The sequence below is a fragment of the Mesorhizobium temperatum genome, from assembly GCF_002284575.1.
Taxonomy (GTDB): domain Bacteria; phylum Pseudomonadota; class Alphaproteobacteria; order Rhizobiales; family Rhizobiaceae; genus Mesorhizobium; species Mesorhizobium temperatum.
The window spans coordinates 255,817-268,780 of sequence record NZ_NPKJ01000019.1 but is presented as its reverse complement, the minus strand read 5'-3'; the positions used below and the strand labels follow the sequence as shown (position 1 = coordinate 268,780).

Genomic DNA, 12,964 nt, shown 5'->3' with positions numbered 1-12,964 from the left:
GCTTTCACGATACAGCCGCTTCTCAACAAGAACAAAGCGGTTTCCTCGCCGGTCAAAACTCCCGCACTTCTTCCAAAGATACTTTTTGGGCTATCTGCGGGGCTTTAGTTGGCTTCTCCCTCATAGGTGGAAGAACCGGCTGCAAACTTGCCGAGCGGTCCGTCCGCAGAAAGCGATACCCGCACTGTTAGGAACCACCGGGCCTGCTGGGGTGATAGGGTCTTTTCGTCAGTTGTCGAGCAGGCGGAAATGCGCGGCGCGAACGACGGCCTGCGTGCGGTTCCTGGCGCCCAGCTTCCTGGCGGCGGCGGTGAGGTGCATGACGACCGTAGGAATCGAGCGCCCGATGACGCGCGAGATCTCCTTGGCAGAGAGGCCATGTGCCGAATGGCGGAGACACTCGCGCTCGCGCTCAGTCAAGGACGGCTGGAGCGGACTGAGAGCCGATCGGTCGTAGAGGGCGTAGGCCGTGTCGTGGAAGACATGCGCCAGCAAGCTAAAGCGCGCGATGGTTCCCGCATCCCGATCTACCATCTCGTCCGCGCCGAGGCGGATGCCGGTAACCGTGGCATAGCCGCCGCGCGGCATGTGGATAGGGATCGTGACGCCGCTAGTGAGGTCGCGCTCGCGCAGATAGCGCGCAACGGGTTCCGTAGTCTCGTCGAGGAGCGCGCCTATCTCGGTGTCGATCGCCTTGTCGTAGCTCCAGGCGAAGGGGGTGGAACTGCGCGCCGCCACGATCTGCACCGGATCGATGCGGAAGTAACCTCGATCGCACCAATAGTCGCGCATATCGTCATCGATGTTACGCAGCTTGAGCATCGACGGGATCATGATAGCGCCGTCGAGATCGTACGGGATGGGCGTGTAGTCGTAGACCAGCGCGTCGTAGCCTAGGCCGGACAGGGCGGCGAACGCCTCGTCGATGCATTCGTCCAAGGTGCCATGGCGAGTGAAACGCCGCCTGATCGTTGTGATTTCGTCCAGCATGAGCTCTTCCGCCGACATCCTCCCGGACCCACCCTATCACTTCTTATAGCTGACGCACTCCCAACGTTTCGCTTAATATATGAGCATGCCTAAAATCTGTGCATTCGGAGCGTATCATGTGGCGTGAGATGGCGGCCGACGATCGCATCGAGGTAAATGTCGACGGCTTTAAGGTCGTCGCCTACAGCTTCGGCTCCAGCACCGAGACGGTGTTCTGCCTCAACGGCGGGCCTGGCCTGGCCTGCGACTACCTTCGCGAATCGCACTCCTGCCTGGTAGACCAGGGATACAGGGTCGTGGCGTTCGACCAGCTTGGCACCGGCGCCTCCGACCGGCCGACGGACACCTCGTTGTGGACTATTGCGCGCTACGTCGAGGAGACCGAGACGGTTCGCAAGACGCTGGGACTCGGCAATGTACACATGCTGGGTCATTCCTGGGGCGGCTGGCTGGCGATCGACTATGCGCTTGCCTACCAAGAGAACCTGCAGACGTTGATCCTCGAGGATACCGTCGCCGACATGCCGCATCTTGTTCTGGAACTGGAACGCCTGCGCGCCTCGCTGGGACCCGAGACAGTATCGATGATGCAGAAGCACGAGGCGCAGGGAACCTACGATCATCCGGAATACAAGGCGGCGGTGACGATCCTCAACTACCGCCATGTCTGCCGCCTGCCCGAATGGCCGGCGCCGTTGCGCCGCTCGCTCGACGACTGGAACATGGGACCCTACGCGACCATGCAAGGTCCGAACGAGTTTCTCTACATCGGCAATCTCAAGGACTGGAACCGGGTGCCCGACCTGCCCAGGATCAAGGTGCCGGTGCTGATCACGCATGGCGAGCACGACGAACTGACACCAGCCTGTGGTCTGCGCATGAAGCTTGGCCTGCCGCAGTCGGAGTTGCACATCATCCCGAATGCGAGTCACATGCCCTTCTACGAGAACCCAGCTGCATACTATCCGATCCTTTTGGGGTTCCTCTCGCGCAACAAGGCAGGCTGATGCAGGCGGAATGCAGGGGGAAGGGATCGGACGGGGAAACACGTCAGGGCCATGCACCGCTATAAGTTCGTTCTATACCGTCCGCTTCAGTTCCTGCCGGTGCTGTTCGGCATCAGCGTGATCACGTTCATCCTTGTCCGGCTGATCCCCGGCGACCCCGCTCGCGTTCTGCTCGGCACCCGCGCCACCCCCGAAGCGATCGCCCGCATCCGCGCGCAGTACGGCCTCGATGAGCCCATGCTCGCCCAGTATTTCTACTTCCTGCGCAACCTCGCCGACGGCGAGATGGGACGCTCGATCCTCTACAAGATCGATGTGCTGAAGCTGATCGCCACGCGCATCGAGCCCACTCTGACGCTGGTGCTTTGCAGCGTTGTGCTGTCGGTATTGATCGCCGTGCCGGTGGCGGCGATCGCGGCGCGCAATCAGGGCAGGCTGGCGGACCAAGTTATCCGCATCGTTTCCACCTTCGGCATCGGCTTCCCGCCCTTCTGGCTCGGCCTGATGCTGATCATCCTGTTCAGCGTCGAACTCGCCATTCTCCCGGTGTCCGGTTACGGCAACACGCTTTCTGAAAAGCTTGCACATCTCGTGCTGCCGAGCCTCACTGTCTCGCTGTCGCTGTCGACCGTTCTGGCGCGCAGCTTGCGTGCGGCGATGGTCGAAGGCTTGAAGTCCGACGTGGCGACTGCCGCGCGCGCGCGCGGCATGCCGGAGAGCATCGTGTTCTGGCGCCACGTGCTGCCAAATTCGTTGGTGCCGACCGTCAATCTTCTCGCCGTAAACATAGGCTGGCTGATAGGCGGCACCGTCGTGGTGGAGACCGTCTTCGCGCTGCCCGGCATGGGCCAGCTGCTGGTGCGCGCCATCTTCTCGCGCGACTACATGGTCGTGCAGGGCGTGGCGATGGTCTTCGCCTGCGCCACCGTGCTGATCAACTTCCTGGCTGACATCGTCACGGTGGCTCTCGATCCGAGGGTGAAGCTGTGAGCGAGCCCTTGGCCGCGCCCGCGCTCGGCAGGAAGGGCCGCTTTCGCCGCCGTGGTACGCTGGCGGCCGGCGTCTTCCTGCTTGGGGCGTTCGTCGTCCTCGCGCTCGGCGCGCCGCTGATCGCGCCCTACGATCCGATCGCCCAGGACGCGACAGCACGGCTCCAGGGGCCGTCCTGGCTGCACCCGTTCGGGACCGACAATTTCGGCCGCGACATCTTCTCGCGCGTCATCTGGGGTACGCGCATCGACCTCAAGATCGCCGTCATCGGCGTTATCTTCCCCTTTCTCATCGGCACCACGCTGGGCACGGTAGCCGGCTTCTTCGGCGGGATAGTCGACGCCATCTTCATGCGGCTGGTCGACGTCATCTTGGCCTTCCCGTTCCTGGTACTGATGCTGTCGATCATTGCGATCCTGGGGCCTGGCCTGGCCAGTTTTTACATCGCCATGGCCCTCGTCGGCTGGGTTTCCTACGCGCGGCTCATCCGCGCCCAGATGCTCGTGCTCAAGAACCACGACTACGCGGTTGCGGCGGTCAGCCTCGGCTTCAGCCGCATGCGCATCATGTTCCGTCACCTCCTGCCCAATGCCGCTGCCGGCTCGGTCGTCTTCGCGATGTCCGACGCGGTCCTCGTCCTGCTGAATGGCGCGGCCATCAGCTACCTCGGGCTGGGCGTGCAGCCGCCAGTCGCGGAGTGGGGCGTGATGGTGGCGGAAGGCCAAGCCTTCGTCACCACCGCGTGGTGGATTACACTGTTCCCGGGGCTTGCGATCGTGACGCTCGCCTTCGCCTTCAGCATGATCGGCGACGGGCTGGCCGATTTGTTCGGGGTTCACGAGTGATCGCGGCGCTGCTCAAGGTCACCGACCTGACGGTCGTCCATGTCGGTGACGGCGGGGAGCGTACCCTGCTCGATGCCGTGTCGCTCGATCTCGCCCCGGGAGAAGTGCTCGGGCTGGTCGGGGAGAGCGGGTCGGGCAAGAGCCTGCTCTGCCGCTCACTCGTTAGGCTGCTGCCATCGAGCCGGCTCAGGATCAGCGGTGGCTCGATCACACTTTCCGGGCGTGAGCTGACGACCGCGCCGGAAGCCGAGATGCTCGCGGTGCGCGGCGGTGAAATCGGCATGATCTTTCAGAATCCGAGCAGCCATCTCGACCCGGTCATGAGGATCGGCGACCAGATCACCGAGGGCATCCGCTTTCACCAGCGGCTGGACGCCAAGGCGGCGCGCGCCGCGGCGGTGGCTATCCTCGCCCAGGTCGGGTTTCCGGATCCGGCTCGGCAATACGATAGCTACCCGCACGAATTCTCCGGCGGCATGCGCCAGCGCGCCATGATCGGCGCGGCGCTATCGAGCAATCCCAGGATCCTGATCGCCGACGAGCCGACGACGGCACTCGACGTGACGATACAGGCGCAAATCCTGCGGCTTCTGATGGACATCCGCGCCAGGCGTGGACTCTCGGTGATCCTGGTCACCCACGATCTCGGCATCGTCGCCCAAGTCTGCGACCGCATCGCGGTGATGTGGCAAGGTCGACTGGTGGAGATTGGAGAGAAGCGCGGTCTGCTTGCGGCGCCGGCGCATGCCTACACCCGTTCGCTGATCGCCAGTCATCCCTCGCTGCCGGAGGAGGACATGCCGGCAAAGGCTGAGGAGCTCCGGGCACCCGGAGCGGTGCCGGTGGTCGACATCGAGAAGCTGCACGTGCGCTTCGCCACGGGCGGCCTGTTCCGGCGAGGCGCGGTTGATGCCGTCAATGGGGTCACACTCCGTGTCATGCCGGGCGAAACGGTCGGCATTGTCGGCGAATCCGGAAGCGGCAAGAGCACTCTGGCGCGCGCCGTCCTTGGACTTACGCCGGTCTCGTCAGGCACGATACGGTTCGATGGTACGGACATCGCATCGGGTCGCGCAGTCCTCGGCATGCTGCGACGTCAAACCGCCATGGTTTTCCAGGACCCCTACAACGCCCTCAATCCTCATCTTACCGTTGGCAAGATGCTGGCGGAGGTCCTGCGGGTACAGGGCAAGATCGAGACCGCGCAAATTCCGGCACGCTGCGGCGAACTGCTCGACCTGGTCGGCTTGGGGCGCGCGTTCCTCGACCGCAAGCCGCGCTCGATGAGCGGCGGCCAATGCCAGCGGGCCGGCATAGCTCGCGCGCTCGCCGTCGACCCGAAACTTATCATTGCGGACGAGTGCGTGGCCGCCCTCGACGTCACTATCCAGGCGCAGATCGTGGAGTTGTTCCGCGAACTGGTGGAACGTATGTCGCTCACGCTGATATTTATCGCCCACGATCTCGCAATCGTTCGCAATCTCTGCCAGCGTGTTGTGGTGATGCACCGCGGCGTGATCGTCGAGGAAGGTCGGTCGGAGGAAGTGTTCTCCCGGCCGAAGCATGCCTACACCGCCGCGCTGATTGCCGCCGTTCCACATATCGATCCGGACAAGCCGCTGCTTGCTCCCGCGAAGATGGCGACCCCGCAGGCCGACGGGGTCGCAAACTGAAACCAAAGGCAAACCAGAAGGGGAATACCGATGTTAAGAAGCAAATGGATGCGCATCGGCTTGGTCACCGTTATGACCAGCCTGTCCCTGGGGGCGACGCTCGCAGAAGCCGCCGGCGTACTCACGATTGGCCGGCGCGAAGACTCGACCACCTTCGATCCGATCAAGACCGCCCAGAACATCGACCTGTGGGTGTTCGCCAACGTCTATGACGTGCTGATCCGCGTCGACAAGACGGGCACCAAGCTGGAGCCCGGTCTCGCCGAGAGTTGGGAGGTCAGTCCGGACGGCCTCACCTATACGCTCAAGCTGCGCGACGCGAAGTTCTCGGACGGCTCCGACTTGACGGCCGACGACGTGGTGTTCAGCCTCACCCGCATCAGGGATGACGAGGGCTCGCTGTGGGCGGATCCTTTCAAGGTGATGGATACGGTCGAGGCAACCGATCCAAAGACCGTCACGATCAAACTCAAGCAGGCGACCGCGCCGTTCCTGGCGACGCTGGCCTTCCCGATCGCCTCGGTTCTTTCCAAGAAGGGCTTCGAGACGCTCGGTCCGGAGAAATATGCCGAAACACCCATCGGCTCTGGCGCCTTCACCATCACGGAATGGAGGCGCGGCGACCGTGTCATCCTGGCGAAAAACCCGCATTTCTGGGAGGCCGATCGTGTCAGCCTCGACGGCGTCGAGTGGATCTCCGTGCCGGACGATAACACCCGCATGCTGAACGTGCAGGCCGGCCAGCTCGACACCGCGATCTTTGTGCCGTTCTCACGCGTCGCCGAACTGCAGAAGGATTCCAACCTCACCGTCCATCTCGACCCGTCGACCCGCGAGGATCACCTGCTGATTAACCACGAGCATGGCGCGCTGGCGAAGAAGGAGGTGCGGCAGGCCCTCGACATGGCCATCGACGAGCAGGCTGTGGTCGACACGGTGACGTTCGGCTACGGCGAGGTCGCAAACTCCTACGTCCCGAAGGGCGCGCTCTATTACTACGCCGACAATCTGAAGCGGCCCTACGATCCGGAAAAGGCCAAGCAGATGCTGGCCGACGCCGGGGCCTCGGACCTGACGCTCAACTACGTCGTACGGGCCGGCGACGAGATCGTCGAGCAGACGGCCGTGCTGCTGCAGCAGCAGCTCGCCAAAGCCGGAGTCACCGTCCACATCCAGAAGGTCGACCCGAGCCAGGAATGGGACATGCTGGTGGCCGGCGACTATGACATCTGTGTCAACTACTGGACCAACGACATCCTCGACCCAGACCAGAAGACCACCTTCGTTCTCGGCCACGACGCGAACATGAATTACATGACGCGCTACAACAACGAGAAGGTCAAGGAGCTGGTTGCGGCGGCGCGCATCGAGATGGATCCGGCCAAGCGCGAGCAAATGTACACCGATCTGCAGAAGATGGCCAAAGAGGACGTCAACTGGATCGATCTGTACTACAGCCCGTTCATCAACGTCTCGCGTAATAACATCGAGAACTTCTACCAGAATCCGCTGGGCCGGTTCTTTCTGGAAGACGTGGTCAAGAACTAGACTTGTGAACGAAGCCACGGGACGCCGCTCTGCGGCGTTCCGCCCAGCCCTGACAGCACGTTTGGCGTGCCGCCCGTCTCACCGCGCGTCGTTTGTTGGGACAGGTGAGCGATCTGCTGCTGTCGCTACTTCCGCTTTCTGACAGTTCCGCGCTGATTGCGGAGGGTCCGCACTCGGCCCCAAGGCTGCCGGCAGCAATGTGCCTCAACTCGGTCAGTAGTCGCTCTGCCGTCGTTGCCAAAAAGCTGCCACTGTCGGAACTATGGCGCGCTTGGGCTGGCACTGGATCCTCGGGCAGCGAGTTCGCGCGACTTTCTCATCCCGTCAGTCGCAGCGAGCAATTTCAAATCGAAACCTTCAGCCTCCTCAACCCTTCGCGGCACCTCTAGGCATCAAAGCACCGTGTGCTATAGCCCCAGATTGCGGCATTTGGCAGATATTGCTTCTCGGATGGTTGCCGCTGCGCACATTACCCTCTGTGAGGCACAATCGGGATTAGTCGATAACCTGCACATTACGGGTCGCGTTATTGAACTGAGCTGGATAGGTGGCTGTCGGGCAACGTCTTTGTGGCTCAAGTTGAACGTTGACCTTTCGTCGAGCGCGACCATGATCGCTAACCGTTTCATCCCGTGAGTACAGCGCTGCAATATGACTGAGCCTTTCCAACCCTTTTTGCAGCGTTGCGTTTCGGTCGATCTGGAAGTGGATCCTGCAACCGCTACCATCTTCGCTTTTGCGGCGGTGCGTGATGACGCTCGTCCCTCAATCCTTGCAAAGAAACGCGATCTCGATGCGGCCCTTGACCGTCTGGGAGCAGAGTCAGCCGCGGCCGAGCATCTGCTCGGCCACAACATCATTCGACATGACTTGCCTCATCTAGTCGCATTGCGGCCTGGACTCGCGAACATTTTTCGATCGCCGATCGACACCCTATGGCTCAATCCGCTCGCATTTCCGCGCAATCCCTATCACCACCTAGTCAAGCACTACCACGACGGGCGCCTGCAAGCGGGCCATGTCAACGATCCGGAAATGGATGCGCGACTGGTGTTTCAGGTGCTGCGCAATCAACTGGCGGCTTTGACGCAGCAGAATGCCGACCAGCCCGATGCCGTAGCAGCCTTTCATTTCCTTACTACGAGAATGGAAAACCCAGGTGGGTTCGACGCAGTGTTCCAGGAGGTTCGGGGAGCTCCTGCGCCGGGTCCTCTTGCGGCGAGAGAAGCGATTTCCCGGCTGCTGGCGGGGCGTGCCTGCGAGAGGCGGGTCGAGCAGACGCTGAGCCGCCTTTCGAACCCGCAGCTCGGATGGCCCATGGCCTATGCTTTGTCCTGGATCCTGGTCGCGGGCGGGGATTCCGTCATGCCGCCCTGGGTGCGGGCGCAATTCCGCGAGGCTGCACTGATCGTGCGGCACCTGCGCGATACCAATTGCGAAAGCCCGGATTGCGCCTGGTGCAGTGAGAAAAACGACCCGGTCCGCGCGCTGTCGCGCTGGTTCGGGTTCAATGCCTTCCGCGCGCAGCCGGTGGACGATATGGGCCGCCCCCTCCAGGAGCGAATCGTCGATGAGGCGATGCGCGGGGCGAGCGTCCTCGGGATTCTGCCGACCGGCACCGGCAAATCGGTCTGCTACCAAATTCCCGCCCTGTCGAAATTCGACAAGACTGGGGCGCTGACAGTAGTGATCTCTCCGCTGGTCGCGCTGATGGCCGATCAGGTGCAGGGCATGGCGCGGGCGGGCATTTCCTCGGCCGTAACCGTCAACGGAATGCTGTCGATGCCCGAGCGGCAGGATGCGCTGGACCGTGTGCGTATGGGCGAGGCGGCAATGCTGCTGATCTCGCCCGAGCAATTGCGCAGCAACTCGGTCCGCTCGGTTCTGGCACAGCGTGAAATCGGACTCTGGGTGCTGGACGAGGCGCATTGCGTGTCGAAATGGGGCCACGATTTTCGGCCCGACTACCGCTATATCAGCCGCTTCATCAAGGAATCCGTAGGGGATGAAGCTGCTGCCCCGGTGCTTTGTCTGACCGCCACCGCCAAGCCCGAAGTGGTGCGCGACATCCGCGACCATTTCCAATCACGTCTCGAGCGCGAACTGATGCTGCTGGACGGCGGCGCGGTGCGCACCAATCTCAGCTTCGAGGTCCGGCCGACGCAGCCCGGCACCAAGCTGGCCGATATCCTCGACGTGATCGAGGCCAAGCTGCCACAGGACGGCGCTTCGGGTGCGGTGGTCTACTGTGCCACACGCAACGAGACGCAACGCGTCGCCGATTTCCTCAAACAGCAGGGTCTGTCGGCGGAACGGTTCCACGCCGGTCTGACGCCCGAGGAAAAGCGCGACATTCAGGAACGCTTCCGTATCGGCGAACTGCGCATCATCGCCGCGACCAACGCTTTCGGCATGGGGATCGACAAGCCCGATATCCGGCTGGTGGTTCATGGCGATATTCCCGGATCATTGGAGAATTACCTGTAGGAAGCCGGCCGAGCGGGCCGCGATCGCGCGCATGCCAATTGCGTCCTGCTGTTCGCCGTCGAGGATGTCGAGCGGCAGTTCTCGCTTTCGGCGCGCTCGCGCCTGGCCCGGCACGAAATCGGTGCCATCCTCAAGGCCCTGCGGCGGCTGGACGAGCGGACGAAGAAGACCGGCACCGTGGTCGCCACCTCAGGCGAAGTCGTGCGAGCCGAACGTGATCAGGAGTTCGAGCGCGACAGCGCCACCGACGACACGAGAGTGAAAACCGCTGTGTCCTGGCTGGAAGAGGCCACGCTCCTGAGCCGCGAAGAAAACCGAGTTCAGGTCTTTCCCTCATGCCTTAGAATCCGCAACCTGGAAGAAGTCGAGGCGATCCTGGCCAAGGCCGCGATCACCGGCACCCGTCGCAAGCAGCTTCTGGATATTACCCGCCACCTGATGAACGCGCCCCCCGATCATGGCATTTCCACCGATGAGCTGGTCGGGATCAGCGGATTGACAGGGGGTATGCTGAACAAGGCGATGGCGGATCTCGAGGCGCTCGGGATCGCCCGCAACGACGTCGTGGTCACGATCTTTGTCCATGTCGCAGTCGAGGGTCATTCGCAGCAGCGGCTGGCGCAGGCCGCACGGCTTGAAACCGCGCTGATCACCCTGATGCGCGAGGCCGCCCCCGATGCCGAAGGTGCCGGAGGCATTCCCCTGCATCTGGCCGAAACCTCTCAGGCGCTCCGCAATCGGGGGCACAGCGCAGTGCGACCCGACATCGTGGAAAAGCTGCTGCGCAGCATGGGCCGTGACGGGCGCGATCAGGATGGTGGCAAGGGCAATCTGCGGCTGCGCAAGGCTTCGCGCAACACATTGATGGTGACACTGCAAAGGACCTGGCAGGCACTGGAACAGACGGCAAGCCTGCGGCAGCAGGGCGCCGAACTGTTGCTGGGTCATCTTCTGGGCAAGCTGCCGAATGGCAGCCGCGGCAAGGACATCCAGGTCGAAACCACGATGGGCGATCTGCTCGCCACCCTGACCGGAGACGCCCTGCTGCGCGGCGGCGGCATTCAGGACATGACCAAGCTGATGGACCGCGCACTTCTGTGGCTGCACGAGCAGGAGGTGGTGACGCTAGGCAAGGGGCTGACGATCTTTCGGCCGGCGATGACGGTCCATCTGAACCCTTCGGGCGGCCAGTTCACCGCGAAGGATTTTGTACCCCTCGAGGAACACTACGCCGAGCAGACGATCCAGACCCATGTGATGGCGGCCTATGCCGAAAAGGGCCTTGCCGCGATGGATCAGGCGCTGCGGCTGTCCGAGGACTACTTCGTGCTCGATCGCGACGCCTTCCTGCGCCGCTGGATGCCCGGCAAGGGCGGCGAGATCCGGCGTCAAACCACCGGCACCTCCTGGAAAGCGATCGTTGAGGCACTGAAGAACCCGGTTCAGCAAGAGATCGTCGCCGACGACCGCGAACAGACCAGCGTCCTGGTCCTGGCAGGACCGGGTTCAGGTAAGACGCGCGTTCTGGTGCACCGCATCGCCTATCTCATCCGGGTCCGTCGCGAGGATCCGCGCGGCATCCTAGTGCTGACTTACAACCGTCATGCCGCCGCCGAGATACGCATCCGGCTCCGCCACCTGATCGGCGATGACGCGAATGCGGTGACCATATCCACATGCCACGCCCTCGCCATGCGGCTGGTGGGGGCGAGCTTTGCCGGAAGTGCGAACGAGACGACGCACGACTTCGACGGGATCGTCATGGAGGCCGTGCGCCAGTTGAACGGCGAAGGGCTCAGCAAGCCCGAGGCGGAGGCACAACGCGACACCCTGATCCAGGGTTATCGCTGGATTCTGGTGGACGAGTATCAGGACATCGGCCCTGAGGAATACGCGCTGATCTCGGCCGTTGCGGGCCGCTCCCTGGACGATCCGGACCTTCGGCTCAGCCTTTTTGCGGTGGGCGATGACGATCAGAACATCTACGCCTTCGCCGGTGCGTCCATCCGCTTCATCCGGCAGTTCGAGGCCGACTATCGTGCACGACCGCAATTCCTGGTCGAGAATTACCGTTCGACCGGACATATCATTGCGGCGGCCAACGCAGTCATTGCGCCCGCCGCTGACCGCATGAAAGCGGGACACGACATTGCCATAGATCGCAAGCGCAGCGTAGCGCCGCCCGGCGGAGACATGGCGGCGCTCGATCCGGTTGCGCAAGGGCGAGTGCATGTGCTGGACTGCCGGGCCGGTGACGTGGCGCAGGCCATGGCCGCGATGGATGAACTCGTCCGGCTTTCGCGCCTTGATCCGGAGTGGAGCTGGTCGCGCGCCGCGATCATCGCGCGCGACTGGCGGCGGCTGGCTTCGGTGCGGGCCTATGCCGAAACGCTTGGCATCCCAGTGGAGATGGCAAACGAGAGCCTGCCCAGCATCTGGCGCCTGCGCGAGATGCAGCAGTTCATCGACACACTGCGCCGCGATAATACCCGTCTGCTGGCCGTCCGTGATCTGGTGGATATGCTGAACGTGATACCGTCCAACCGCTGGACGGATCTGATCGCCGAAGGCATCGCCGCGCTTGCAAAGGAGCTTGCGAACAAGACCATGCCCGTGCCGGACCTTGTCGAGTGGTTCGCTGAGTGGGCCAATGATGCCCGCAGCGATCAGCGCGCGCTGCTGCTGCTGACGGCGCATCGATCGAAAGGCCTGGAATTCGAGGATGTCGTCATCCTGAATGGCGGTTGGGACAAGCCTTCCCAAGGCGAGGACCACGATGCGCCGCGCCGCCTGTTCTATGTCGCCATGACCCGGGCGCGACGCAGCCTCGCGATCATTGCTCAAGGTCAGCATCCGTTCGTCCAGCAGGACAAAGAGCATGTGCTGCGCCGAGCCGCGCCGGCTGTCGCCGACGGCGTCGCTCTTCCGACCGCGCTGTACCAGGTGCCGAACCTTAAGACCGTGGACCTGTCATGGGCAGGGCGTCTCAGGCCGGGCAATCCCTCCCTCGCCGCCATCTCGGCGGCGAAAGTAGGAGATCCGATTCAGATCGTGCGCGATGGCCCGCTCTGGATGATACAGGACAAACAAGGGCAGGCCCTCGGACGCATGGCCAGAAGCTGGTCGCCTCCCGAAGGCCTCATCTTCCTGCGCGGCGAGGTCGGTGCCATCGTGCGCTGGCGCAAGTCCGATAGTCTGGAAGAGTTCCGGGTGCACCTTCACCGAGATGTCTGGGAAGCAGTTCTGCCGGAGCTTGTATTCGGCTGACGGTTTGCGCAGGGACGGTGGGTCGACTGGGACAGCTTCACCCAGGTGCTTAACATTGTACGATGGGTTGTTATCGCGCATTGCTCATGGAAAAACGGCAAAATCTCTTGTCTGAGCCAGTTTGAGACCTCACCAGCGGCAGCAGCTTAACTCCTTG

At 62.8% G+C, this 12,964-nt stretch carries 6 protein-coding genes and 1 pseudogene; 6 read left to right on the top strand and 1 reads right to left on the bottom strand.

Annotated elements, in window-relative coordinates; genetic code table 11:
- Positions 1-228 precede the first annotated feature (228 nt).
- Positions 229-990: a LuxR family transcriptional regulator gene (locus CIT26_RS05260; protein ID WP_095491568.1), complete on the bottom strand. Its 762-nt coding sequence runs from the start codon at positions 988-990 to the stop codon at positions 229-231.
- 116 nt (positions 991-1,106) lie between these two features.
- Here CIT26_RS05260 and CIT26_RS05255 point away from each other — a divergent pair, with 116 nt between their 5' ends.
- From CIT26_RS05255 to CIT26_RS38450, 6 genes and pseudogenes are all read left to right on the top strand, one after another.
- Positions 1,107-1,997: a proline iminopeptidase-family hydrolase gene (locus tag CIT26_RS05255; protein WP_095491567.1), complete on the top strand. Its 891-nt coding sequence runs from the start codon at positions 1,107-1,109 to the stop codon at positions 1,995-1,997.
- Between the two features lie 51 nt (positions 1,998-2,048).
- Positions 2,049-2,987 (top strand): ABC transporter permease, encoded by a 939-nt coding sequence (locus CIT26_RS05250; RefSeq protein ID WP_095491566.1) that lies wholly within the window; start codon positions 2,049-2,051, stop codon positions 2,985-2,987.
- Positions 2,984-3,832, top strand: a complete 849-nt coding sequence (locus CIT26_RS05245; protein ID WP_095491565.1) for an ABC transporter permease — start codon at positions 2,984-2,986, stop codon at positions 3,830-3,832. The genes CIT26_RS05250 and CIT26_RS05245 overlap by 4 nt, the downstream gene beginning before the upstream one ends.
- A complete protein-coding gene (locus CIT26_RS05240) occupies positions 3,829-5,505 on the top strand; it encodes a dipeptide ABC transporter ATP-binding protein (protein ID WP_095491564.1) in 1,677 nt (558 codons plus the stop codon). The genes CIT26_RS05245 and CIT26_RS05240 overlap by 4 nt, the downstream gene beginning before the upstream one ends.
- A 48-nt stretch (positions 5,506-5,553) precedes the next feature.
- On the top strand, positions 5,554-7,053 hold the full coding sequence (locus CIT26_RS05235) for an ABC transporter substrate-binding protein (protein WP_095491563.1): 1,500 nt from the start codon (positions 5,554-5,556) through the stop codon (positions 7,051-7,053).
- A 651-nt stretch (positions 7,054-7,704) separates the two neighbouring features.
- Positions 7,705-12,807: pseudogene (locus CIT26_RS38450) on the top strand (RecQ family ATP-dependent DNA helicase).
- Positions 12,808-12,964: the final 157 nt, after the last annotated feature.